Annotated in this window: 26 protein-coding genes; 19 read left to right on the top strand and 7 right to left on the bottom strand. The window is 72.3% G+C overall.

Annotated features, from left to right (window positions below):
• Positions 1 to 44: 44 nt before the first annotated feature.
• The 6 genes from ACP4E5_RS12580 to ACP4E5_RS12555 all read left to right on the top strand — a co-directional run bounded on the left by ACP4E5_RS12580 (position 45) and on the right by ACP4E5_RS12555 (position 3,532).
• Complete coding sequence (locus ACP4E5_RS12580) at positions 45 to 392, top strand: DUF742 domain-containing protein (protein WP_425841245.1); 348 nt, start codon at positions 45 to 47, stop codon at positions 390 to 392.
• Positions 373 to 960, top strand: coding sequence for a GTP-binding protein (locus tag ACP4E5_RS12575; RefSeq protein WP_425828021.1), 588 nt, complete (start codon positions 373 to 375; stop codon positions 958 to 960). The genes ACP4E5_RS12580 and ACP4E5_RS12575 overlap by 20 nt, the downstream gene beginning before the upstream one ends.
• A 9-nt stretch (positions 961 to 969) precedes the next feature.
• Positions 970 to 1,881 carry a HipA family kinase gene (locus ACP4E5_RS12570; protein ID WP_425828019.1) on the top strand — a complete coding sequence of 304 codons (912 nt, stop codon included), beginning with the start codon at positions 970 to 972 and terminating at the stop codon, positions 1,879 to 1,881.
• Positions 1,882 to 1,980: 99 nt separating this feature from the next.
• The gene (locus tag ACP4E5_RS12565) at positions 1,981 to 2,463 is read left to right on the top strand and encodes an SRPBCC family protein (protein WP_425828017.1); all 483 of its coding nucleotides are present in this window, start codon (positions 1,981 to 1,983) and stop codon (positions 2,461 to 2,463) included.
• Positions 2,460 to 2,798, top strand: a complete 339-nt coding sequence (locus tag ACP4E5_RS12560) for an ArsR/SmtB family transcription factor (protein ID WP_425828015.1) — start codon at positions 2,460 to 2,462, stop codon at positions 2,796 to 2,798. Before ACP4E5_RS12565 ends, ACP4E5_RS12560 begins: the two co-directional genes overlap by 4 nt.
• The gene (locus ACP4E5_RS12555) at positions 2,795 to 3,532 is read left to right on the top strand and encodes a DUF899 family protein (protein WP_425828013.1); all 738 of its coding nucleotides are present in this window, start codon (positions 2,795 to 2,797) and stop codon (positions 3,530 to 3,532) included. Before ACP4E5_RS12560 ends, ACP4E5_RS12555 begins: the two co-directional genes overlap by 4 nt.
• Before the next feature lie 54 nt (positions 3,533 to 3,586).
• Here ACP4E5_RS12555 and aceB read toward each other — a convergent pair whose 3' ends face one another.
• Together aceB and ACP4E5_RS12545 are read right to left on the bottom strand one after the other, a co-directional pair.
• The gene (gene aceB, locus ACP4E5_RS12550; RefSeq protein WP_425828011.1) at positions 3,587 to 5,209 is read right to left on the bottom strand and encodes a malate synthase A; all 1,623 of its coding nucleotides are present in this window, start codon (positions 5,207 to 5,209) and stop codon (positions 3,587 to 3,589) included.
• A gap of 201 nt (positions 5,210 to 5,410) precedes the next feature.
• Positions 5,411 to 6,013, bottom strand: a complete 603-nt coding sequence (locus ACP4E5_RS12545; protein ID WP_425828009.1) for a nucleotidyltransferase family protein — start codon at positions 6,011 to 6,013, stop codon at positions 5,411 to 5,413.
• Positions 6,014 to 6,225: 212 nt separating this feature from the next.
• Between ACP4E5_RS12545 and ACP4E5_RS12540 the strand changes: the two genes are divergently transcribed.
• On the top strand, positions 6,226 to 6,543 hold the full coding sequence (locus tag ACP4E5_RS12540; RefSeq protein WP_425828007.1) for a DUF5955 family protein: 318 nt from the start codon (positions 6,226 to 6,228) through the stop codon (positions 6,541 to 6,543).
• Positions 6,544 to 6,561: 18 nt separating this feature from the next.
• Here ACP4E5_RS12540 and yczR read toward each other — a convergent pair whose 3' ends face one another.
• The gene (gene yczR / locus ACP4E5_RS12535; RefSeq protein ID WP_425828005.1) at positions 6,562 to 8,049 is read right to left on the bottom strand and encodes a MocR-like transcription factor YczR; all 1,488 of its coding nucleotides are present in this window, start codon (positions 8,047 to 8,049) and stop codon (positions 6,562 to 6,564) included.
• 106 nt (positions 8,050 to 8,155) lie between these two features.
• Here yczR and ACP4E5_RS12530 point away from each other — a divergent pair, with 106 nt between their 5' ends.
• Positions 8,156 to 8,659, top strand: a complete 504-nt coding sequence (locus tag ACP4E5_RS12530; protein ID WP_425828003.1) for a universal stress protein — start codon at positions 8,156 to 8,158, stop codon at positions 8,657 to 8,659.
• 4 nt (positions 8,660 to 8,663) lie between these two features.
• On the opposite strand, the gene ACP4E5_RS12525 is transcribed toward ACP4E5_RS12530, so the two are convergent.
• Both ACP4E5_RS12525 and ACP4E5_RS12520 read right to left on the bottom strand, forming a co-directional pair.
• Positions 8,664 to 9,287: a response regulator gene (locus tag ACP4E5_RS12525; RefSeq protein ID WP_425828001.1), complete on the bottom strand. Its 624-nt coding sequence runs from the start codon at positions 9,285 to 9,287 to the stop codon at positions 8,664 to 8,666.
• A gap of 177 nt (positions 9,288 to 9,464) precedes the next feature.
• Positions 9,465 to 10,652 carry a sensor histidine kinase gene (locus ACP4E5_RS12520; RefSeq protein ID WP_425827999.1) on the bottom strand — a complete coding sequence of 396 codons (1,188 nt, stop codon included), beginning with the start codon at positions 10,650 to 10,652 and terminating at the stop codon, positions 9,465 to 9,467.
• Between the two features lie 135 nt (positions 10,653 to 10,787).
• Between ACP4E5_RS12520 and ACP4E5_RS12515 the strand changes: the two genes are divergently transcribed.
• Both ACP4E5_RS12515 and ACP4E5_RS12510 read left to right on the top strand, forming a co-directional pair.
• The gene (locus tag ACP4E5_RS12515; protein ID WP_425827997.1) at positions 10,788 to 11,861 is read left to right on the top strand and encodes an ABC transporter permease; all 1,074 of its coding nucleotides are present in this window, start codon (positions 10,788 to 10,790) and stop codon (positions 11,859 to 11,861) included.
• Positions 11,858 to 12,538 carry an ABC transporter ATP-binding protein gene (locus ACP4E5_RS12510; protein ID WP_425827995.1) on the top strand — a complete coding sequence of 227 codons (681 nt, stop codon included), beginning with the start codon at positions 11,858 to 11,860 and terminating at the stop codon, positions 12,536 to 12,538. Before ACP4E5_RS12515 ends, ACP4E5_RS12510 begins: the two co-directional genes overlap by 4 nt.
• Positions 12,539 to 12,569: 31 nt before the next feature.
• On the opposite strand, the gene ACP4E5_RS12505 is transcribed toward ACP4E5_RS12510, so the two are convergent.
• Complete coding sequence (locus tag ACP4E5_RS12505; RefSeq protein WP_425827993.1) at positions 12,570 to 13,370, bottom strand: IclR family transcriptional regulator; 801 nt, start codon at positions 13,368 to 13,370, stop codon at positions 12,570 to 12,572.
• 226 nt (positions 13,371 to 13,596) lie between these two features.
• Here ACP4E5_RS12505 and allB point away from each other — a divergent pair, with 226 nt between their 5' ends.
• The 3 genes from allB to ACP4E5_RS12490 all read left to right on the top strand — a co-directional run bounded on the left by allB (position 13,597) and on the right by ACP4E5_RS12490 (position 16,655).
• Positions 13,597 to 14,949, top strand: coding sequence for an allantoinase AllB (gene allB / locus ACP4E5_RS12500; RefSeq protein WP_425827991.1), 1,353 nt, complete (start codon positions 13,597 to 13,599; stop codon positions 14,947 to 14,949).
• Positions 14,950 to 14,954: 5 nt separating this feature from the next.
• Positions 14,955 to 16,085, top strand: coding sequence for an allantoicase (gene alc, locus ACP4E5_RS12495; protein WP_425827989.1), 1,131 nt, complete (start codon positions 14,955 to 14,957; stop codon positions 16,083 to 16,085).
• 144 nt (positions 16,086 to 16,229) lie between these two features.
• A complete protein-coding gene (locus tag ACP4E5_RS12490; protein ID WP_425827987.1) occupies positions 16,230 to 16,655 on the top strand; it encodes a guanyl-specific ribonuclease in 426 nt (141 codons plus the stop codon).
• A gap of 55 nt (positions 16,656 to 16,710) precedes the next feature.
• Here the strand turns inward: ACP4E5_RS12490 and ACP4E5_RS12485 are convergent, their stop codons facing one another.
• Entirely contained in the window at positions 16,711 to 16,929 is a 219-nt protein-coding gene (locus ACP4E5_RS12485; RefSeq protein ID WP_425827985.1) for a hypothetical protein, read from the bottom strand.
• A gap of 179 nt (positions 16,930 to 17,108) precedes the next feature.
• Here ACP4E5_RS12485 and ACP4E5_RS12480 point away from each other — a divergent pair, with 179 nt between their 5' ends.
• From ACP4E5_RS12480 to ACP4E5_RS12455, 6 genes are all read left to right on the top strand, one after another.
• Entirely contained in the window at positions 17,109 to 18,380 is a 1,272-nt protein-coding gene (locus ACP4E5_RS12480; RefSeq protein ID WP_425827983.1) for a sensor histidine kinase, read from the top strand.
• A 156-nt stretch (positions 18,381 to 18,536) separates the two neighbouring features.
• A complete protein-coding gene (locus ACP4E5_RS12475; RefSeq protein WP_425827981.1) occupies positions 18,537 to 20,918 on the top strand; it encodes a sensor histidine kinase in 2,382 nt (793 codons plus the stop codon).
• Positions 20,919 to 20,971: 53 nt separating this feature from the next.
• A complete protein-coding gene (locus tag ACP4E5_RS12470) occupies positions 20,972 to 21,424 on the top strand; it encodes a roadblock/LC7 domain-containing protein (RefSeq protein ID WP_425827979.1) in 453 nt (150 codons plus the stop codon).
• Entirely contained in the window at positions 21,421 to 21,852 is a 432-nt protein-coding gene (locus ACP4E5_RS12465) for a DUF742 domain-containing protein (protein WP_425827977.1), read from the top strand. Before ACP4E5_RS12470 ends, ACP4E5_RS12465 begins: the two co-directional genes overlap by 4 nt.
• Positions 21,833 to 22,465: a GTP-binding protein gene (locus ACP4E5_RS12460; protein ID WP_425827975.1), complete on the top strand. Its 633-nt coding sequence runs from the start codon at positions 21,833 to 21,835 to the stop codon at positions 22,463 to 22,465. The genes ACP4E5_RS12465 and ACP4E5_RS12460 overlap by 20 nt, the downstream gene beginning before the upstream one ends.
• A 22-nt stretch (positions 22,466 to 22,487) precedes the next feature.
• On the top strand, positions 22,488 to 23,156 hold the full coding sequence (locus ACP4E5_RS12455) for a response regulator (protein ID WP_425827973.1): 669 nt from the start codon (positions 22,488 to 22,490) through the stop codon (positions 23,154 to 23,156).
• Positions 23,157 to 23,617 lie beyond the last annotated feature (461 nt).

The following is a 23,617-nucleotide window of genomic DNA, read 5'->3' as shown; positions in this document are numbered from 1 at the left end:
ACCGGTACGACGAGGACGCGGGGCCCCTCGTCCGGCTCTACGCCATGACGTCTGGCCGTGCCCGCACCGGCAACGGGGCGGAACGCATGGACCTCATGGCCATCGTCCGCCCCACCCGCACCAGGCCGAACGGGCCGCTGCCGCCCGAACAGCGCGAACTGCTCGCCCTGTGCCTGCGCGGCCCGCGCCCGCTGGCCGACCTGGCGTCCGACTCCGGCCTCCCGCTGGGCGTCGTACGCGTCCTGCTCGGCGACCTGACGGCGAAGTCCCTCGTCACGGTCACGCCGCCAAAGGCCCCGGCCGCCGACCCCGCCACGGGTGAACCCGCCGCGTACGCCCGCCCCGACGCCCACCTCCTCCGAGAAGTGATCAATGGCCTTCGCGCACTCTGACCCGACGACCGCGACCGCCCGCGCCGACTTCACCGCCCTGAAGGTGCTGATCGCGGGCGGCTTCGGGGTCGGCAAGACCACGATGGTGGAATCGGTCAGCGAGATCCGCCCGCTGCGCACCGAGGAGGACCTCACGGTCGCCTCGCGCGGCGTGGACCACCTCGACGGCGTCACCACCAAGTCGACGACGACCGTGGCCATGGACTTCGGCCGCATCACGCTGCGCGACGACCTCGCGCTGTACCTGTTCGGCACGCCGGGCCAGGACCGGTTCTGGTTCCTGTGGGACGAGCTGGCGACGGGGTGCCTGGGCGCGGTCGTCCTCGCGGACACCCGCAGGCTCGCCGACTGCTTCCCTGCGGTCGACTACTTCGAGAGCCGCGGCATCCCGTTCGTCGTCGCGGTGAACTGCTTCGACGGCGTACGTTCCCACTCCTCGGAAGCGGTCTCCCGCGCGCTCGACCTCGGCCCGGACACCACCGTGGTGCTGTGCGACGCGCGTGACCGGGAGTCCGGCAAGGAGACGCTGATCTCGCTGCTCGAACAGGTGCTGCGGCAAGACATATAGCCTGGTCGCGTGCCCAGGCTCAGAGAGATCACCGCGACCCGCTACGTGAACCCGCTGCGCACCGGCGGCTCCGTCCCCGGTGTGGTCGAGGCGGACGACCTGGGTACGTACGTGCTCAAGTTCACCGGGTCCGCGCAGGGCGTGAAGGCGCTCGTCGCGGAGATCGTCGTGGGCGAGCTTGCGCGCGCGTTCGGGCTGCGCTTTCCCGAGTTGGTGCTCGCCCACTTCGACCCGGCTCTGGGCGCGGACGAGCCGCACCAGGAGGTCAAGGACCTGCTGAACGCGAGCGGCGGCCTCAACCTCGGCATGGACTTCCTGCCGGGCGCGGCCGACTTCACGCCGGAGATCGCGGAGTCCTTCCCCGTCGACCCGCTGGAGGCGGGCCGCGTCGTCTGGCTCGACGCGCTGACGGTCAACGTGGACCGTACGGTGCACAGTTCGAACCTGATGGTCTGGCCCACCCTCGGCATCGCCGAACCGAAGCTCTGGCTCATCGACCACGGCGCGGCCCTCGTCTTCCACCACCGCTGGGACGGCTCGGACCCGTCCAAGGCGTACGACTTCCGGCACCACGCGCTGGGCGGCTACGGCCCCGACACGCGCGCGGCCGACGCGGAACTCGCGCCCAAGGTCACCGAGGATCTGCTGCGCGAGATCCTCGCGATGGTGCCGGACGCCTGGCTCGTGGACTTCCCGACTCCGGACGAGGCGCGGGACGCCTACGTCACGTACCTCCTGGCCCGCGCCCGCTCCTCCGCCTCCTGGCTGCCCACGGACTTCCCGTCCCGCGACGAGCTGGCGGCGGCGGACGCGAAGCGCGCGGCGGCGACGGAGCGGGGCCGCCCCGCCTGGCTGAAGCGCGTCCCCGACCTGCACGGAAAGCCCCCGGCCGAACAGGACTGGTCCCGCCACGTGGGCTGACGCCCACGGCACGGAGCGCCCCACCTGCAACCGTTCCATTGCGGGTCGCGGCTTGATGTGCAACTCTTGGGTTGCAGGAAGAGTCGTAGGGAGGACCCCATGTCCGACGCACACGCCACTCACACCGCGGCCGATCTCGCGGAGCTCGACCGCATCGCCCGCCGCATCGACATCGACGCCCCCGCCGAGCGGGTCTGGGACCTGGTCGTACGCCCCGGCTGGTACATCAACGACGGCGCCGTGGATCCCGAGCCCGACATCCGCTACGAGGGGGAGGTCGCCGTCGTGCGGCACGCCTCGCTGGGCGAGTTCCGCTTCCGTACCGTCGAGCTCGACAAGCCGCGCTACGCCGCCTTCCGCTGGATCGGCACCCCGTTCCGGGACGAGTCCACGGCCGCGACCCTCGTCGAGTTCTGGATCGACGAACGCCCGGAGGGCGGGGTGACGCTGCGCGTCGTCGAGAGCGGGTTCTCGGGCCTCGCCGACGACCCGGCCGCCTGGCTCAAGGAGCGCGAGGGCAACGACAAGGGCTGGCTCACCGAACTCGCCGCGGCGAAGGCGTTCGTCGAGGCCCGGGCATGACCGCCGCGCCGGCCGTCATGTGTGCCGCGCTCGGCGACGCGACCCGCTGGGAGATACTCACCCGGCTCGGGCGGGGCCCGATGTCCGCGTCCGCGCTCGCCCGCGAACTGCCGGTGAGCCGGCAGGCCATCGGCAAGCACCTGGAGGTGCTGCGCGAGGTCGGTCTCGTCGAGTCCGAGCAGCGCGGCCGCGAGGTGGTCCACATCGCCGTCGGCGCCCGGCTCGGCGCGCTCGCCCGGGAGCTCGACCGGATCGGCCGCTCCTGGGAGACCCGCCTGCTGCGCATCAAGGAACTGGCCGAAGGGCCGGACGCACGAGGGGAGAAGGAGTCATGACCGACCACGCCCCGGCGCTGCCGCCGGTGACCGACCGGGCCGCCTTCGAGGCCGCGATCGACAAGCTGCGGGAGCGCGAGAAGGCCCACACCCGCGAGGGCGACGCCATCGCCGCCGCCCGCCGTCGGCTGCCCATGGTGGAGGTGGACGGCGGCCTGGAGCCGACCGGACCCGAAGGGCCGCTCACGCTGCTCGACGCCTTCGAGGGCCGCCGACAGCTCCTCGCGTACTACTTCATGTGGAACGAGGGGCACCCGGCCGCCGAGCAGTGCGAGGGCTGCACCTGGTGCGCGAGCCAGGTCAGGGAGCTGTCGTACCTGCACTCGCGCGACATCACGTACGCGGTGCTGTGCCAGGGCCCGTACGACGAGAGCAGGCGGTACCGGGACTTCATGGGCTGGGACATGCCCTGGTACTCCGCGGTGCCGTCCCTGGACGAGCTTCTGACCGGGCGTCACGTCGGGATGATGCACCTGGTGAGCTATCTGCGGGACGGCGACCGGGTCTTCGAGACCTGGTGGACCACGCTGCGCGGCGTGGAACAGGTGGACAACAGCTACCGGTTGATGGACCTCACGGCCTACGGCCGCCAGGAGCTGTGGGAGGACTCCCCGGAGGGCTGGCCGCAGGGTCAGGGCGAACCGGCCGAGGACATCCGGCTGTGCACCGGGGGCCGGCCCATCCCGCACTGGCCGCGCCTCGCGGCGGGTCACAGCGACGAACTGGGCGGCTGAGGACGCGAAGGGGCCCGGCGCCGTCGGCGCCGGGCCCCACTCGTCGCGCAGGCGTCAGCCGAGCTGCTCGTACGCCGGGAGGGTCAGGAAGTCCGCGTAGTCCGCGTCCAGGGAGACCTGGAGGAGGAGGTCGTGGGCCTGCTGCCACTTGCCGGCGGTGAATGCCTCCTCGCCGACCTCGGACTTGATGCTCGACAGTTCCTCGGCGGCGACCTTGCGGGCCAGCTCCGCGGTGACGGGCTCGCCGTTGTCGAGGACGACGCCCGCGTTGATCCACTGCCAGATCTGGGAGCGGGAGATCTCCGCCGTCGCCGCGTCCTCCATGAGGTTGAAGATCGCGACGGCGCCGAGGCCGCGCAGCCACGCCTCGATGTAACGGATGCCGACCTGGACGGCGTTGACCAGGCCGTCGTAGGTGGGCTTCGCGTCGAGGGAGTCGATGGCGATCAGGTCGCCCGCGGCCACCGAGACGTCCTCGCGCAGGCGGTCCTTCTGGTTCGGCTTCTCGCCGAGGACCTTGTCGAAGGACTCCATGGCGATCGGCACGAGGTCCGGGTGGGCGACCCAGGAGCCGTCGAAGCCGTCGCCGGCCTCGCGGTCCTTGTCGTCGCGGACCTTCGCGAAGGCCACCTTGTTGACCTCGGCGTCGCGCCGGGACGGGATGAAGGCCGCCATGCCGCCGATGGCGTGCGCGCCGCGCTTGTGGCAGGTGCGGACGAGGAGTTCGGTGTAGGCGCGCATGAACGGCGCCGTCATCGTCACCGCGTTGCGGTCCGGCAGGACGAACTTCTGGCCGCCGTCACGGAAGTTCTTGACGATGGAGAAGAGGTAGTCCCAGCGGCCGGCGTTCAGGCCGGAGGCGTGGTCGCGGAGCTCGTAGAGGATCTCCTCCATCTCGTACGCGGCCGTGATCGTCTCGATCAGGACGGTGGCGCGCACGGTGCCCTGCGGGATGCCGACGTAGTCCTGCGCGAAGACGAAGATCTCGTTCCAGAGGCGGGCCTCCAGGTGCGACTCCGTCTTCGGGAGGTAGAAGTACGGGCCCTTGCCGAGCTCGATCAGCTTCTTCGCGTTGTGGAAGAAGTAGAGGCCGAAGTCGACGAGCGCGCCGGGGACCGGCTTGCCGGACTCGTCCACGAGGTGGCGCTCGTTGAGGTGCCAGCCGCGGGGGCGCATGACGACCGTGGCGAGTTCCTCGGCGGGCTTCAGCGCGTACGACTTGCCGGAGCGCTCGTCCGTGAAGTCGATGGCGCGGTTGTAGGCGTTGGTGAGGTTGAGCTGGCCGCCGATGACGTTCTCCCACGTGGGGGCGGAGGCGTCCTCGAAGTCGGCGAGCCAGATCTTCGCGCCGGAGTTGAGCGCGTTGATGGTCATCTTGCGGTCGGTCGGTCCCGTGATCTCGACGCGGCGGTCGTTCAGGGCGGCCGGGGCCTCGGCGACCTTCCAAGTGTCGTCCGCGCGGATCGCGGCGGTCTCCGGGAGGAAGTCGAGCGTGCAGGTGCGGGCGATCTCGGCGCGGCGCTCCGTGCGACGGGCGAGCAGCTCGTCACGGCGGGGCGTGAAAAGGCGGTGCAGCTCGGCCACGAAGGCGAGTGCCGCTTCGGTGAGCACCTCGCCCTGTCCGGGCAGGGTCTCGGCGTCGACGATGGCCAGCGGGGACGGCGCTGGTGCGGACATGTGGCTGTCACTTCCTTCAGCGAGCGAACGGCCCCTGCGGCACTGGGTGCCTGGGCCGCCTGGGTATGGCTGCTGGCCCCGCTTTGGGGGACCGGCCCTTCTCAACAGTGGATATTAGTTTCCTCATTGTGGAAGTTCAATGGTTTGTTGACGTCGAGATTCTCAGAGTCGACAGAACGTGGCTCTGCGTGCCACGCCCGGTTACTCAAGGTGCTCGAGATCCGCTTCCGTGTCGATGTCGTACGCCTCGGCGATGTCCCCGCACTCCACGAGCTCCAGCACCCCCGCACGCTCCTTGAGATACGCGCGCGCCCCGCGGTCACCGCTCGCACTCGCCGCGATCCCCGTCCAGTGGTCCCGGCCGAACAGCACCGGATGCCCGCGCTCCCCGCCGTACGCCGCCGCCGCGAGCGTGGCGGGGGAGTCGTACGCGGCGAGGACCCGGGCCACCGCCGCGGCGCCGATGCCCGGCTGGTCCACCAGGAGGACGAGCGCGGCCGACGCCGACGTGTCCGCGAGCGCGCCGAGCCCCGCCCGCAGCGAGGACCCCATGCCCTCCTCCCAGTCCGGGTTCTCCGTCACCTGGCACCCCTCAAGGACGGCCCGCGCCCGTACGTCGCCGGCCGCCGCCCCGAGTACCACGTGCACGGGATCGCATCCCCCCGCGCGCAAGGTGCGCACCGCGTGCTCCACGAGCGGCCGCCCGCGGTGCTGGAGCAATGCCTTGGGCCGCCCGCCGAGCCGCCGCCCGCCACCCGCGGCGAGCAGCAGCCCCGCCACCGTCTCCGTGCTCTTCGTCGTCATGCCCCCTGCATATCGCACGCGGGGCGCGATCGAAGTGGTCCGGATTTTCACAGTTGCCTTGCGCAACGGACTGGCGAATCGCCCGCGCGTGGCGTTAACTGGGCGGCCGTAAACCCGAGTTGGACGCCCGACCGTCGCTCCGGCCGGGTTGAGTAGTGCAGTAGTACCTGAGCAGGACAACACACGCACAAGGATGTGCGAGGGGGAGAGCTGTGTTGCGGAGCGTGGAGCAGAGGCTTGTGACCGGGAGCGACGAGGACCCGCGGGTGGACGAGCTGCGCACCGCCGTGTCCCGGTTGCGCCGCGAACTCGCCGCGCACCCGGTCGAGTTTCCCGACCGGGGGATCGCCGAGGACGAGCTGGCGGCGCTGGACGCGATGGCCGGCGGGGGCAGGCCCGAAGTGCCGAGGCTGCGCCGCTCGCTGTTGCTGGTCGCGGGGGCGATCGGCTCGGTGAGCGCGCTGTCCGGGGCGCTGTCCCAGGTCAGGGGAGCGGTGGAGCTGTTCGGAGGGCCGCCCTCCCAGCGCTGACCCGCTCGTCGCCGGGGCCTACGCCACCCAGTGCGGCCGCCCCGGCTCCTCGCCCGCCGCGCCGAGCCCGCCGACCGCGTCGTCGACGGACGCCGCGATCCGCCGCACCGCCTCCTCGGCGACGTCGATCGGCTGGACGTACGGGACGCGCAGCCGGTGCTCGAACGTGCCGGGGTCCGCGCCGAACCGTGACCCGCCCTCGATCCGCACCCCGTGCCGCAGCGCGGCCCGCCCGAGCGCGGAGGCGATCGGCCGCCCCAGGTCCACCCAGAGGGAGAGTCCGCCGGGCGGCAGCTGCCAGCGCCAGTCCGGGAATTCGCGGCGGAGCGCCTCGGCGAGCCGGTCCCGGCGCTCGCGCAGCACCGGGATCCGGCCGCGCAGGATGCTCTCCTCGTGGTCGAGCAGCCGCCCCGCCACCAGCTGGTCGAGGACCGAGCCCGACATGTCCGCGGTGACCCGCAGCGTCGTCAGTTCGGTGATCAGTCGGGTGCCCGCGCGCACCCAGCCGACGCGGAGCCCGCTCCAGTGCCCCTTGCTCAATGAGCCGACGGTGACGATCTGTTCGCCCCCGCCGGACGGGGCGAGGGAGGCGAACGGCGGCTCGCTCACCCCGTCGAGCGCGATGTCCGCGATCGTCTCGTCGATGACCAGCCAGGTGCCGGTCGCCCGCGCGGCGGCGATGATCCGCCGCCGCTGCTCGCTCGGCATGAGCCGGCCCGTCGGGTTCTGGAAGTCGGGGATCAGATACGCGAGCCGGGGCGCCGACTGCCGCAGCGTCGCGCCGATCAGTTCCACGTCCCAGCCGTCCTCGGTGACCGGAACCGGCGCGGTGCGCATCCCCAACTGCCGGATCACGGACAGGGCGTTGGCGTACGAAGGGTTCTCCACGAGGATCCGGTCGCCGGGCCTGCCGAGCAGCGTGAGGGTGAGCGACACGGCCTGTTGGGCGCCCGTCGTGACCAGGATCTGCTCGGGCAGCGTGGGCAGCCCGCGCCGCGTGTACCGCTCGGCGATCTGCGCGCGCAGCTCCGGCAGGCCGTACGGGTGGTAGCCGTTGGTCAGCGCGTGCCGGGCGACGTCCGGGGCCGCGGCGGCGTACGCGGCCGACAGTTCGTCCTCCAGGAACCCGGGCGCGGCGACCGCCAGATCGATCACGTCGTCCCCCGCGGCGGGCGTGGCCACGGCCGTCGGGCGCGCGCCCTCGGGCAGCTCGGTCCACGTCCCGGCGCCGCGCCTGCTGCGCGCGTAGCCGCTCTCGCGGAGCAGGTCGTACGCGGCCGTGACCGTGGCCCGGCTGACTCCGAGGGAGGCCGCGAACTCGCGTTCCGCGGGCAGCCGTGTGTGCAGCGCGATCCGCCCGTCGAGCAGCAGCGTCCGTACGCCCTGTGCGAGCGCGCGGTAGCCGGGGCGCTCCCCGGCGACGCCGGTCACGAGCGCGCCGAGCCGCCTGCCGCCGAGCCCGCGCCCGCCGTCGTCCACGGTGCGGACCACTGCCTTGTCACCCATGCCACAACTCCGTGATTGGCCCTGCTGTCCAGGCCAATCAGCGTACAGAGTGGGCCTCGATCGGAGAGGAGTGGCCTGGAGGAGGCCACAGAAGGAGGGGGTTGTCATGGACGGCGAGCGGCTCTGTGGGCGCGTGGTGGTCGGAGTCGGCGGTTCCCCGGCGAGCCTGGCCGCGTTGCGCTCGGCGGTCGCCGAGGCCCGACGGTCCGCCCGGCCCCTGGTGGCGGTGCTCGCGTGGGAGCCGCCGGAGGGTGAGGCCATGTATCGGCGGTGGCCGGACGCCGCGTGGGCCCGGCACTGGTTCGAGGAGGCCCGCGCGCGGCTGGCGGCGGCGTTCGAGGAGGCGCTCGGCGGTTTGCCGCCCGACCTCGACGTGACGCTCCGCGTGGTGCGATCCCGCCCGGGACCGGCCCTGCTCGAACACGCCGCGCGCCCCGACGACCTGCTCGTCGTCGGCGTACGCCCCCGGAGCCTGCGCCGCGCCGCCCACCGGCACGTGCGGCGGCACGCGGTGTGCCCGGTGCTCGCGGTGCCGGTGCGGCCGCTCCAGCGGGCGGAGCTACGGGCGCTGCGGCGGGTACGGGCGGCGGACTTCGAGGTGGTTCCGTAGGCCCCTATCGGCGCCGCAGCAACCCGTCCCGCGTCGCGCGCGCCACGGCCGCCGTCCGCGAGTCGACCCCCAACTTCGCGTAGATGTGCACGAGATGGGACTTGACCGTGGCCTGGCTCAGGAACAGCTCGCGGGCGATCTCCGCGTTGGACAGGCCGTCCCGGACGTGCCGCAGCACCTCCAGCTCGCGCCGGCTCAGAGCCTCGGCGGGCGCCCGCATCCGGTCCATGAGCCGGTCCGCGACGGCGGGCGCGAGCGCGGAACGCCCGGACGCCGCCGTGCGCACCGCGGCCGCGAGCTCCTCCGGCGGCGCGTCCTTCAGCAGATAGCCGGAGGCCCCCGCTTCGACGGCCGCGAGGATGTCCGCCTCGGTGTCGTACGTGGTGAGCACGAGAACGCGCGGCCCGTCGTCGAGGGCCGCGATCCGCGCGGTGGCCTCGGCGCCGTGCATCGTCCCCGCGCCGAACTGCAGATCCATGAGGACGACATCCACGTCGCCGGCCAGCTCCACCGCCCGCTCGGCGGTCGCGGCCTCCGCGACGATCACGAAGTCCGCCTCCGCATCCAGCACGGCCCGCAGCCCGGCCCGCACGACGGGATGGTCATCGGCGATCACCAACCGAATCACGCGACACCTCCGTGACCTATCGCCAACGCGCCGCCGACGACCGCGCCGGGACCAGCCATGGCCTGCGGCCTGCCGGGCCGGTTCATGCGGTGCCTCCTGTGGGCAGTGGCGTCGGCGCCGCGACGGGTGTGCCGTCGTGTCCGGTGCCGGGCATGGCCCGTGGCCCGCCGCGCCGGATCACGCGGCTTCACCGGAGGGCAGTGGCAGTGGCAGTGTCACCGCGACGGCTGTTCCGGTGCCCGGCTCGGATTCGACGGTGAACGTGCCGCCGAGTTCGGTCACCCGTGATCGCATCGCCACGAGGCCGAACCCGCCGTCGCCGCCGTCCGGTGCCCGGTCCGGGTCGAAGCCTGCGCCGTCGTCCACCACGTCCAGGGCCACCGAGGTCTCCATGAAGCTGAGGGTGATCTCCGCGCGGCGCGCACGCGCGTGCCGCACCGTGTTGGCGAGCGCCGACTGGGCGATGCGCAACAGCGCCACCTCGTACGGCGTGGGGAGTTCGAGCGGGGTGCCGCTCACCGAGAAACGGGCGGTGAGGCCCGGCGCCGTGACGCACAGCCGGTCGAGGGCCCCGGCCAGCGATCCGACGTCCAGCTCGGGCGGCGCGAGGGCGCGCACGAAGCGGCGGGCCTCCGCGAGGTTGTCCTGCGCCGTGGACCTCGCCTGCTCGACGTGCCCGGCGGCGGGGGAGCCGGCGGGCAGTTCGCGCCCGGCCGCGACGAGCAGCAGCTGGATCGAGGACAGGCCCTGCGCCAGCGTGTCGTGGATCTCGCGGGCCAGCCGCTCGCGCTCGGCGAGGGTGCCGCCTGCCCGCTCCGCCGCCGCGAGTTCGGCGCGGGTGGCGACCAGCTCCTCGATGAGCTGCTGCCTGCGCTCGCTCTCCCGGTACAGCGCCTGATAGCCGAGCACGGTCGCCACGGCGACGGCCGCGCCGAGCAACGGCCCTATGAACGCCCCCGGATTCACCGCCCCCTCATGGCCGACGTACGAGCAGATGGCCGCGCCCGCCGCGACGCCCACCGCGGGAACTCCCCAGCGCGCGGGCAGCAGATGCAGCAGCAGGAAGTACAGCGGGAACGCCAGCCACAGCCCGTCCGGCGAGAGCACGAGCAGCAGCGCCCACACCACACCGAGCACGGCGAGCCACCACGCGGCGCCCGCCCGCGTGGACCGTACGACGGGCAGCGCCGCGCCCACCCCGTAGACGACGCCCATCGCCCCGGCCACCGTCACCACCGCCGCGACCGGCTCCGCGGAGCGGCCGGTGAGGGCCCGTACGACGACGAGCGCGAGCAGCCCCGCCGTCAGCAGATGCAGACAGAGGCGCAGGGCGCGGAGCGCGGGTGTGAGGGAGCGTGGATCCATACGCTCACCAGCGTACGGAGCCGGGAGGCCGAACCCGTCAACCGAAAGTTCGAAAAGCAGGTCCTCCCTTCGATTCGGGTGAAGCATGCTGTGGCGCGATGCCCGCGCGGGCCCCCTGGCAGCAGTCTTGACCGCATGTTCGTCGCATGGAGAGATCTACGGTTCGCCAGGGGAAGGTTCGCCCTGATGGGAACCGTGATCGTACTGATCACGCTGCTCGTGGGACTGCTGTCGGGACTGACGGCGGGCCTCGCGCGGGACAACACGTCGGCGCTCACCGGGCTGCCCGCCGACCACCTCGCCTTCGCCCGGCCCGCCGACGGCCAGTCGGTGTCGTTCACGGCGTCCACGGTGCGCCCCGCGCAGTGGCGCGACCTCGCGGCGCGGAAGGGCGTCGAGAGCGCGGAGCCGATCGGCATCGGCACGGTGAACGCCGAGGCCGGCCGGCAGACGGCCGCCGTGTCCGCGTTCGGCGTGCGCCAGGACTCGGGACTCGCGCCCGACGCGACGGCGCCCGGCACGGCGGTCCTCTCCACCAAGGCGGCGAAGGAACTGGGCGCCTCCACGGGCGACAAGCTCACCCTCGGCGGCGCGAGCCTCACGATCACGGGCGTTTCCGGCGACGCCTCGTACAGCCACACACCCGTCGTCTGGACGCACCTCGACGACTGGCAGCGCATCACGCCCACGGGTGGCAACGGTGACCGCGCGACCGTCATCGCCCTGCGCACGGGTCCGGCCGCCGACCTCCCGGCAGCCGACAAGAAGTCCGGCACGGAGACGACAACGATCGACGGCGCCCTGTCGGCCATAGGGTCCTACCAGGCGGAGAACGGCTCGCTGCAACTGATGCGCGGCTTCCTCTTCGTCATCTCTGCGCTCGTCGTCGGCGCGTTCTTCACGGTCTGGACGATCCAGCGCAGCGCGGACATCGCCGTCCTGAAGGCCCTCGGCTCCTCGACCCGCTATCTCCTGCGCGACGCGCTCGGCCAGGCGGTCCTGATGCTGGTGGCCGGCACGGCCGTGGGCACCGGCCTCGCCGCCCTCATCGGCGCCTTCGTCCCCGACACGGTGCCCTTCGTCCTCGAACCGGCGACCGCGCTCGGCCCGGTCGCCGTCATGACGGTCCTCGGCCTCGCGGGCGCCGCCCTGTCCATCCGGCGGATCACCGCCGTCGACCCCCTCACCGCACTCGGGAGCGCCCGATGACCCTGCTGCTCGACGACATCACCCTCACCTACGCCGACGGGGACGGCCGCCTCACGGCCCTCGACCGGGTCGCCCTCCGGGTCCCGGCCGGCGGCCTCACGGCGGTGGTGGGCCCGTCCGGCTCGGGGAAGTCCAGCCTCCTGGCGGTCGCGGCGACGCTCGTCACGCCGGACACCGGCCGCGTGGTCGTCGACGGCACCGAGGCCACGGCCCTGAGCCGCTCGGACGCGGCGGAACTGCGCCGCCGCGCCATCGGCATCGTCTTCCAGCAGCCGAACCTGCTGCCGTCCCTCACCGCCCTGGAACAACTCCAGGTGATGGCCCACCTGGAGGGCCGCAAACCGAGGGAAGTACGCGACAGGGCACGCGAGTTGCTCGACGCGGTCGGCCTGACCGCCCAGTCCCACCGCCGCCCGCACCAGCTCTCGGGCGGCCAGCGCCAACGCGTGAACATCGCGAGAGCCCTGATCAACGCGCCGCGCGTCCTCCTGGTCGACGAGCCCACGAGCGCCCTCGACCACGAACGCGGCGCCGCGGTACTGGACCTGCTCCGCAACCTGACGCGAGAGCGCGAAACGGCGACCGTCCTGGTCACCCACGACAAGGCTCACTTGACGGTGGCGGACGAGATCCGCGAGATGCGCGACGGCGGTATCTCAAGCCCCGCCGGCGATTGAGGCGCGGGGTCCGGGGCGGCGCCCCGAGACGTCAGCCACTGTGCCCGGAACTGGCCAACGCCACGGACAACTCCTGGGCCACCTGCTGAAGGACCGGCACGATCTTCTCGGTCGCGGCCTCGGTGACCCGCCCCGCGGGGCCGGAAATGGAGATCGCCGCGGCGGTGGGCGAATCCGGCACGGACACCGCGAGGCACCGCACCCCGATCTCCTGCTCGTTGTCGTCGACGGCATACCCGGACCGCCTGACGTCCTCGAGCGCGTCGAGGAAACCCTCGGGCGTGGTGAGGGTCTTCTCGGTGGCGGCCGGCATCCCGGTCCGCCCGAGCAATGCCCGCACCTCGTCGGCGGGCGCGTACGCGAGCAGCGCCTTGCCCACACCGGTCGAGTGCGGCAGCACCCTGCGGCCGACCTCGGTGAACATCCGCATGGAGTGCTTGGACGGCACCTGAGCGACGTACACGACCTCGTCGCCGTCGAGGAGCGCCATGTTCGCGGTCTCGCCGGTCTCCTCGACGAGGCGCGCGAGGTACGGCCGCGCCCACGTGCCGAGCAGCCGGGACGCGGACTCGCCGAGCCGGATGAGCCGCGGACCGAGGGCGTAGCGCCGATTGGGCTGCTGGCGTACGTACCCGCAGGCGACCAGCGTCCGCATCAGGCGGTGGATCGTCGGCAGCGGGAGTCCGCTGCTGGCGGAGAGCTCGCTCAGGCCGACCTCACCGCCCGCGTCGGCCATCCGCTCGAGCAGGTCGAAGGCGCGCTCGAGGGACTGGACGCCGCCGGTGGGTGCGGACTTGGCGGCATCAGTGGTGCTGGCGTCGGACGTCGGCACAGCGCGTTCCTTTCGAGTGGCAGGCTGGATTGAAGCCTACCGGCGGCCTTGCGGCCAGTGATCCCTTGACCGGGAAGTTCGTGGGTAGCTACGTTCTGCGTGTCGGAATCTTAATTCCACTTTGTGGAAACGTCCAGGGTCCCCGGGTCTGCCATGCGGGTCTTGACGGTTCCCGAAGTCTGAGTGAGAGTCCTTCAACAGAACGTTGAAGCTTGAGGAGGCCCACGTGTCGGACCCCGACGTCCAGATCGAACTCGTGCTGCGCTCGACGCGCGTCGTCACTCCCGAAGGTACGCGCCCCGCCTCGGTCGCCGTCGCCGCGGGGAAGATCGTCGCCGTGCGCGCGCACGACGCGGAGGTCCCGGCCGGGGCCCGTCTGGAGGACTTCGGCGACGACGCGCTGCTGCCCGGCATCGTCGACACGCACGTCCACGTCAACGACCCGGGGCGCACCGAGTGGGAGGGCTTCTGGACCGCCACCCGCGCCGCGGCGGCCGGCGGCATCACGACCCTCGTCGACATGCCGCTCAACTCCCTGCCGCCGACCACGACCGTCGACAACCTTCGTACGAAGAAGGACGTGGCCGCCTCCAAGGCGCACATCGACGTCGGCTTCTGGGGCGGCGCGCTGCCGGACAACGTCAAGGACCTGCGCCCGCTGCACGACGCCGGTGTCTTCGGCTTCAAGTGCTTCCTCTCGCCGTCGGGTGTCGACGAGTTCCCGCATCTGAACGCCGACCAGCTCACGGCTTCCATGGCGGAGATCGCAGGCTTCGGCGGCCTGCTCATCGTGCACGCAGAGGACCCGCACGAGCTGGACGTCGCGCCGCACAACTCCGGCCCGAAGTACGACGACTACCTGGCGACCCGCCCGCGCGTCTCCGAGGACGTCGCCATCAAGGGCCTCATCGACACCGCCAAGCGGATCGGCGCCCGCATCCACATCCTGCACCTGTCGTCCTCCGACGCGCTGCCGCTGATCGCCGCCGCGAAGGCCGAGGGCGTCGAGCTGACCGTCGAGACCTGCCCGCACTACCTCACCCTCACCGCGGAGGAAGTCCCGGACGGGGCAAGCGAGTTCAAGTGCTGCCCGCCGATCCGCGAGGCCGCCAACCAGGACCTGCTGTGGCAGGCGCTCGCCGACGGCACCATCGACTGCGTCGTCACCGACCACTCGCCGTCCACGGCCGACCTGAAGACGGACGACTTCGCGACCGCCTGGGGCGGCATCTCCGGCCTCCAGCTGAGCCTCTCCGCGATCTGGACCGCGGCCCGCCAGCGCGGCTACTCCCTTGAGGACGTGGTGCGTTGGATGTCGGAGCGCACGTCGAAGCTGGTCGGCCTCGACGACCGCAAGGGCGCCATCGCGGTCGGCCGCGACGCCGACTTCGCAGTCCTCGCCCCCGAGGACACCTTCAACGTCGACCCGGCCGCCCTCCAGCACCGCAATCGCGTCACCGCGTACGCGGGCAAGACGCTGCACGGTGTCGTCAGGTCGACCTGGCTGCGCGGTGAACGCATCGTCGCCGACGGCGAGTTCACCGACCCGCGCGGCAAGCTGCTCGAAAGGAACAAGTAAAAGAGATGTCCGCGACCCCCGCGATACCCCACTTCACCGGTGACGCCAGCCCCTACGGCGGCGGCGACCCGTACGCCGACTACCGCACCGCGGACTTCCCGTTCACGCAGGACGCGAACCTCGCCGCGCGCCAGCTCGGCGCCGGTGTGATCGCCGCGAACGACGAGTTCTTCGCCCAGCGCGAGAACCTCCTCGTGCCCGAGCGCGCCGAGTTCGACCCGGAGCACTTCGGCCACAAGGGCAAGATCATGGACGGCTGGGAGACCCGCCGTCGCCGCGGCGCCTCGGCCGACCACCCGTGGCCGACGGAGGAGGACCACGACTGGGCCCTCGTCCGCCTCGGCGCGCCCGGCGTCATCAGCGGCATCGTCGTCGACACCGCCCACTTCCGCGGCAACTACCCGCAGGCCGTCTCCGTCGAGGCCACGTCCTTCGAGGGCGCGCCCACGCCCGAGGAGCTGCTCGCGGACGACGTGAAGTGGACAACGCTCGTACCCCGTACGGCCGTTGGCGGCCACGCGGCGAACGGCTTCGTGGTCGACTCCCCGCAGCGCTTCACGCACCTGCGCGTCAACCAGCACCCCGACGGCGGCATCGCCCGCCTGCGCGTGTACGGCCAGGTCCTCCCGGACCCGAAGTGGCTCGCCACGCTCGGCACGTTCGACGTCGTCGCCCTGGAGAACGGCGGCCGCGCCGAGGATGCCTCGAACCTCTTCTACTCGCCCGCCTCCAACACCATCCAGCCGGGCCGCTCCCGCAAGATGGACGACGGCTGGGAGACCCGGCGCCGCCGCGACACCGGCAACGACTGGATCCGCTACCAGCTCGTCGCCCAGTCGCAGATCCGCGCCATCGAGATCGACACGGCGTACCTGAAGGGCAACAGCGCCGGCTGGGCATCGGTCTCCGTGAAGGATGGCGCCGACGAAGACGGGGAGTGGACGGAGATCCTGCCGCGCACCCGCCTTCAGCCCGACACGAACCACCGCTTCGTGCTCGACACCCCGGCGGTGGGTACGCACGCGCGCGTGGACATCTACCCCGACGGCGGCATCTCGCGACTGCGCCTGTTCGGTTCCCTCACGGAGCAGGGCGAGTCTCAACTGGTGGCCCGCCACGCGGAGTTGGGCAACTAGCCCGTACTCTCCTCGCCTTGCGGGGCACACCGGCCTGACAGCACCGGTGTGCCCCGCATCTCCTTTTCCGCCCGAGTGAACTGACGGAAAACATGCGGTAGTTGGTGTTGACATGCCCACCTCTACGCGCGTCACACTATGGGCATGAAGACTCCCCCACGCTTCATCAGTGCCCTCGCCGTTGCCGCCGCCCTCCTTCTGGGCGGCGTGGGCGGCTCCACCGCGATCGCCGCACCGGCCGCGCAGGCCCCGGCCGTCGCCCCCCACTCCGTCTCGGCCGCCGCTGTCGGCGACATCTGCTACTCCGCGCTGCCCGCCGAGGCGCACGACACCCTGGACCTCATCGCGCAGGGCGGACCGTACCCGTACGAGCAGGACGGCACGGTCTTCTCCAACCGGGAGGGCATCCTGCCCGACCAGTCGTCCGGCTACTACCACGAGTACACGGTGATCACGCCGGGCTCGAGCGACCGCGGCGCCCGCCGCATCGTCACCGGAGACTCCGACAAGGAGGACTACTACACGGCGGACCACTACGCGTCCTTCGACCTGGTCGACCACTCCTGCTGAGACCTCCCGGTACGCCTGCCGAGCCCTCCCCGGCTCCGTAGGACCAGGTCTTTGATCAGGTCTTCTTCTGGGACTCGACGGCCGCGAACACGGCGATCGCGAGCACGATCAGCGTGATGCTGCCGTAGATCTCGTGGCCGTCGAGGAACCCGATCCGCTCGATCAGGCCCCAGCCCAGCCAGCCCGTGAACTCGTGCAGGATGCCGACCGCGCCCTGGAGCAGGGCGAAGCCGCCGATGATCTCGATGATCTGCAGCCACTGCTGTTTGTTCATGCTCAGGACTCTCGCCCCGCGGACCCCCCACCCACATCGGCCGCGGGGCGAGCCCCGCAGGACTCCGGTAGCGGAGCGCGGGCGCCGGCCGCGACCAAAGTCGACGGGGGTACGACTTTGGTCGCGGAAGCGGCGCTCAGGGCGGTACCCGGCGCCCGGGGTGCGTAGATTTGTCGACCATGGAAGCAGTGCGGCAGACCGGAACCCCGCAGGTGGCGGACACCCCCGCCGAGCGATGGCGCCGACGGCTGCTGCCCTCGGCCGTCGCCGACGAACTCGACCTGGACCCCGAGGGGCGGCCGGGCCGCAGGCGGCGCACCGCCCGTGACTGGATCGTCGACTTCAGCTGCTTCGGCATCGCGGTCTTCTTCGGCCTGATCTTCTCCGAGCAGGTCTGGGACGACCCGAACACGCCGCCCGCACTCGCCGTCGTCGACCAGGTGCTCGGCGCCGCGGCCTGCGCCGCGGTCTGGCTGCGCAGGCGCTGGCCGCTGGGTCTCGCCGTCGCGATGATCCCCGTGAGCTTCCTGTCCAACACCGCGGGTGGCGCGTCCATGATCGCGGTGTTCACGCTCGCCGTGCACCGCCCGTTCCGCTACGTCGGCTGGGTGGCGGGCATCTCCATCGCGCTCGTCCCGCTGTTCTTCTGGCTGCGGCCCGACCCCGAGTCCTCGTACCTGCTGTCGGTGTCGTTCACCGTCATCATCACGATCACGGTCGTCGGCTGGGGCATGTTCGTCCGCTCCCGGCGCCAGCTCCTGATGTCCCTGCGGGACCGGGCGCGCCGCGCAGAGACCGAGGCCGTGCTCCGCGCCGAGCAGGCACAGCGGCTCGCCCGCGAGGACATCGCCCGCGAGATGCACGACGTGCTCGCCCACCGCCTCACCCTGCTGAGCGTGCACGCGGGCGCCCTGGAGTTCCGCCCCGACGCGCCCCGGGGCGAGATCGCCCGGGCCGCGGGCGTGATCCGGGAGAGCGCGCACGAGGCACTTCAGGACCTGCGCGAGATCATCGGCGTGCTGCGCGCGGCCGACCACGGCGACGAGTCGGGGCGGCCGCAACCCACCCTCGCCGCGCTCGGCACCCTGGTCGCCGAGTCCCGCGAGGCCGGCATGAAGGTCGACCTCGACAACCGGGTCCCCGACACCGAGTCCGTGCCCGCCTCCACCGGACGCACCGCCTACCGCATCGCCCAGGAAGGCCTGACCAACGCCCGTAAGCACGCCCCGGGCGCCGAGGTCGCCGTCACGGTCGAGGGCAGCGCGGGGGACGGCCTCACGGTCATCGTGCGCAACCCGCCGCCGCCCGGCGAGGTGCCGCACGTCCCCGGCTCCGGCCAGGGCCTGATCGGCCTCACCGAACGCGCCACGCTCGCGGGTGGCCGGCTCGCCCACGGGGCGGAACCGGACGGAGGGTTCACGGTGCGGGCGTGGCTGCCGTGGCCGGAGTGAGGCCGGATCGGCGCGGATAGATGCGTTACCAGCGGTAATGAAATTGCAGGGGTTGGAAGCCTGTTCCCAAGGGTGCGCGCGGCGTAGGCTCCGGGCCGCATCGGCGCGGCGCCACAGGGGTGCCGGGGTGTGCCGAGGGTTCGGGAGTGGCGTCGTATGTCACCACAGGGGGATCCCCCGTTGGCCACCGCGCAGGGCGAAGGCTCGCACGGTGGAGGTCATCGAAGGAAAGGGCGGCGGGCGCGGGCGCGCGGCATCCGCAGGGAGATCATCGTCCTCGTCGTGCTGCCGCTGGTCAGTCTCGTCGCGCTGTGGGGTACGTCGACGGCGGTGACCGGCAGCGAGGCGATGAAGGTGCTCGACGCCTCCGACGTGCTCGACGACTTCATCCCGGTGGTGGTCGACACCCTCGGCACGGTGCAGAGCGAGCGCAGGGCCGCGCTCGACCACCTCGCGGACCGGCAGGACCCCCGGGCGCAGGACACGCTGCGCCGCAGGGTCGAGGCCACCGACGCCAAGGTCGCCGAACTCACGCGGCTCGCGCGGGACTCGAAGCTGCGCGGCAAGATCCGCGGCTGGGACGTGGCGGGCCAGGCCGAGCAGGTCGCCGGTCTGAAGCCGCTGCGCCGCGCCGTCGAGGCGGGCACCATCGGCGGGCGCGAGGCGTACCGGCGGTACAACGCCCAGGCGGACGGTTGGTACCGCCTCTACCTTCAGGGATCCAAGGCGATCTCCCAAGGGGGCGGGATCAGCGGCCAGTTGGCCGGACTCGCCGTGATCACGCAGAGCCGTGAGACGGTGCTCAGGGAGGGCGCCCTGCTCGGCTGGGCCGCCTCCGGGGGCGAGATCACGGCGGCCGACCAGCGCGAGGTGGCGGGCCTGATCGCCCAGCGCGCGTTGAGCGTGAGGACGGCGGGCGGCCTCCTGGAGGGCGCGGACCGCAAGCGGTTCAAGGACTTCTGGAGCGGCCCGCCGACGGCGTCGCTGCGTGCCGCCGAGCGGCGGCTGCTGACGGCCGCACCGCGGGCCGGCACCGGGAAGGACCTCGCACTGGCCGCCACCGCACGGGAAGTGAGCGCCGACGCGATCCACCTCGACAAGAAGATCACCGATCTCAACTTCCAGTCCGTCGACGACCTGGTTGCACGCGCCAAGCCCGTGTCCGTCCGGACCCTGGTCATCGCCGGTGTCACCGGGGTCGTCGGGCTCATCGCGGTGATCGCCTCCGTGGTCATCTCCGTGCGGATCGCCCGGCGCATCGTCCGCGAGCTCGGGCAACTACGGTCGCAGGCGCGGGAGTCGGCGGACGTCCGGCTGCCCGACGTGGTGCGGCGGCTCGGCGAGGGGCAGCAGGTCGACGTCGACGCGGAGTCGCCGCGGCGCGACCATCCGCGCAGCGAGATCGGCCACGTCGGCGAGGCGCTGCAGACCCTGGAGCGGGCGGCGATGCGGGGCGCCGTGGTGCAGGTGAACCTGCGACGCGGCATCTCCGAGGTGTTCGTGAACCTGGCGCGACGTCACCAGGCGCTGCTGCACCGGCAGTTGACGCTCCTCGACAGCATGGAGCGGCGTACCGACAACGACGACGAGCTGGCCGACCTGTTCCGCCTCGACCACATGACCACCCGTATGCGGCGGCACGCCGACGGCCTGGTCATCCTCTCCGGCGCCGCGGCGGGCCGGCACGGCGGCACGCCCGTCCCGCTGCTCTCGGTGATCCGCGGCGCGATCGGTGAAGTGGAGGACTTCGAGCGGATCGACGTGCCCCGGCTGCCCGACTTCTGGGTGCGCGGCCCGGCCGTGGCCGACCTCACCCATCTCGTCGCCGAACTCCTCGAGAACGCCACGATCTTCTCGCCACCCGGCTCCACCGTGCAGCTGGCCTGCGAGCGCGCGGCGAAGGGACTCACCCTGGAGATCCACGACCGGGGGCTCGGCATCGCGCCGGACGAGCGCGAGCTGATCAACCAACGCCTCGCCTCGGCCGCGGAGATCGACCCGTCGCGCACGGACCGGCTCGGCCTCCTCGTGGTCTCGCGGCTCGCCCACCGCCAGGGCATCACGGTGGCCCTGCGGGCATCGCCGTACGGAGGGACCACCGCGGTCGTCCTCATCCCGAGGGCCGTCCTCACCGCGCCCGAGGAAGGGACCGACGAGCCGCGCCAGGACACCGACAACGTGTTCGCCGTGCCGGCCAGGACCGACGGCATCGCCGCCCCTCCCGCGCCCCAGGGCGTACCACTGGGCAGCGCCGGCATCCCGCATCAGCCGGGGCGCCGCGAGGCCCCCGCCCCGCGGCCGGTCCGTGGCCATGGGCGGGCCGCCGCGCCCGCGCCCCTGATCAGCCCGGACGACACCATCGACGGTCTGCCGCGCAGAGTCAGACAGGCCGGCCTCGCCCCGCAACTGCAACGCCGCGCGGCCGAGTCGGCCGCCGCCACGGAGCGGCCGGCCGAACGCGACGCGGACCAGGTCCGGCTGCGTATGCAGTCGATGCAGACGGGCTGGCAGCGGGCCCGCGACACCGCCGACGACTGACACCGCGCCCAGCACCTCACCACTCCAGACACACCGAGAAGGGGAGCCCAACCGTGTCCGCATCGTCACCCTCGCCCCGTACGGCAGCCTCGGACGCCAACGTCCGAGGCGGTGAACTCGACTGGCTGCTCGACGACCTCGTCACGCGCGTCGGCAGCGTCCGCAAGGCGCTCGTGCTGTCCCGCGACGGCCTCGCCAAGGGCACCTCGCAGGACCTCGACCGGGAGGACAGCGAGCACCTCGCCGCCGTCTCCTCCGGCTTCCACAGCCTGGCCCGCGGCGTCGGCGAACAGTTCGCCGTGGGCCGGGTCCGCCAGACCGTCGTCGAACTCGACGAGGCCTTCCTACTGGTCGCGGCCGCCGGCGAGGGCAGTTGCCTCGCCGTGCTCACCACCGGCGACGCGGACATCGGCCGGGTCGCGTACGAGATGACGCTCCTGGTCAAGAGGGTCGGCGCCCATCTCGCCACGCAGCCCAGGGCCGAGGCGGCCGCCCCCTCGTCATGAGCGGCGCCGGGGAAACCGTGCCCGGGTTCGAGGCCGGAGCGAGCTCCCTCGTCCGCGCGTACACGCTCACCCGCGGGCGCACCGCGCGTACGGCGCACCGCAAGAAGCTGGACCTGGCAGCCATGGTGACCGTCGTCGACCCGCGCGTCGAAGGGGGTGGCGGGCTCGACGAGCGTACGGCCGACGAACTGGCCACGGAGTGGAGCCTCGGCCCCGAGCACCACCGGATCGTCCAGCTGTGCCGACGCCGCGCCCAGTCCGTCGCGGAACTCTCCGGCGTCCTCGACCTGCCCGCGGGGGTCGTCCGCGTCCTCCTCGGGGACCTGGTCGACGACGGCATCGCCCGCATCACCCGTCCCGTCCGCCCGGCCGAGCTGCCGGACGAACACATCCTCAGAGAGGTGATCAATGGCCTCCGCGCGCTCTGACGTGACGGCCGGTACCAGGCAGCAGGGCGGCGCGCCGGACACGCCCGCGCCGCTGCCGCCCGTATCGCTGAAGATCCTGGTGGCGGGCGGCTTCGGCGTAGGCAAGACGACGTTCGTGGGCGCCGTGAGCGAGATCAGGCCGCTGCGCACCGAGGAACTGCTCTCCGACGCGGGCGCCCATGTCGACGACACGACGGGCGTGGACGCCAAGGTGAGCACCACCGTGGCGATGGACTTCGGGCGGATCTCCATCAGCGAGCAGGTGGTCGTCTACCTGTTCGGTACGCCGGGCCAGGAACGCTTCTGGTTCCTCTGGGACGACCTGGCCGAGGGCGCGCTCGGCGCCGTCGTACTCGCCGACACCCGGCGGCTCGCCGACTGCTTCGCCGCGATCGACTACTTCGAGCGCGCGGGCCTGCCCTTCCTCGTCGCCGTCAACTGCTTCGAAGGCAGCCGCCACTACCCGATCTCGACGGTCCGCACCGCGCTCGATCTCGACGAGGCCGTACCGGTGCTGCTCTGCGACGCGCGGGGCCGGGAATCGGCGCGGGACGCGCTGGTGGCGTTGGCCGAGCACGCGCAGGCGGCGGGGACAGCACGCGAACGGGGGTGATCCTCGCGGCTACGGTGGCCCCATGACCGCGATCCGCCTGCTCATCGTCGACGACGACCCCCTCGTGCGCGCCGGCCTCACCTTCATGTTCGGCGCCGCCGATGACATCGAGATCGTCGGCGAGGCCGCCGACGGCAGTGAGGTGGACGCGCAGGTGGCCCGGCTGCACCCGGACGTCGTCCTCATGGACCTGCGCATGCCCACCCTGGACGGCCTGTCCGCCACCGAGGCGCTGCGCGCCCGCGCGGACGCGCCCGAGGTGATCGTCCTGACCACCTTCCACGCCGACGAACAGGTGCTGCGGGCACTGCGGGCGGGAGCCGCCGGGTTCGTCCTCAAGGACACCGCGCCGGGCGAGATCGTCGAGGCGGTACGCCGGGTGGCGGCCGGCACCCCGGTCCTCTCGCCGACCGTGACCCGGCAGCTCATCACCAAGGTCTCGGCCGACGACCCCGCCCTGGACCGGCGGGCACGCGCGCGTACGCGCTTGGCCGAACTGGCCGAGCGCGAGCGGGAGGTGGCCGTCGAGGTGGGCCGCGGCAGGTCGAACGCGGAGATCGCCGCGACGCTCTACATGAGCGTCCCCACGGTCAAGACCCACGTCTCCCGCATCATGGCCCGGCTCGACCTCAACAACCGCGTACAGATCGCCCTGCTGGCCCACGACGCGGGTCTGCTGGACGACGACTGAGACGTGTCGGCCCCTCGGGCCCATCAAGCCCCTGCGGCGATTGAGCAGCGGGGTCCGGGGCAGCGCTCCGGTCTTTTCAGTGTGTCGGGACTGGAGGTGCGGGGGTCAGGGGGCGCCCTGGTCTTTTCAGTGTGTCGGGACTGGAGGTGCGGGGGTCAGGGGGCGCCCTGGTCTTTTCAGTGTGTCGGGACTGGAGGTGCGGGGCTCAGGGGGCGCCCTGGTCTTTTCGGTGTGTCGGGACTGGAGGTGCGGGGCCCAAGGGGGGGCGCTCCGGTCTTTTCAGTGTGTCGGGACTGGAGGTGCGGGGCCCAAGGGGCGCCCCGATCTTTCCCGTGCGTCGACACGGGGGCGCGGGGCCCAGGTGGCGCCCCGAACTTTTCAGCCCCGCCGGCGATTGAGGCGCGGGGTCCGGGGCGGAGCCCCGAGGCGTAGGAAACGTCGACCGATCCCGGCGACGGGAA

Origin of the sequence: Streptomyces fractus (assembly GCF_049844455.1) — a bacterium.
GTDB classification, from domain to species: domain Bacteria; phylum Actinomycetota; class Actinomycetes; order Streptomycetales; family Streptomycetaceae; genus Streptomyces; species Streptomyces fractus.
This window is presented reverse-complemented; position numbering and strand designations above follow the sequence as displayed.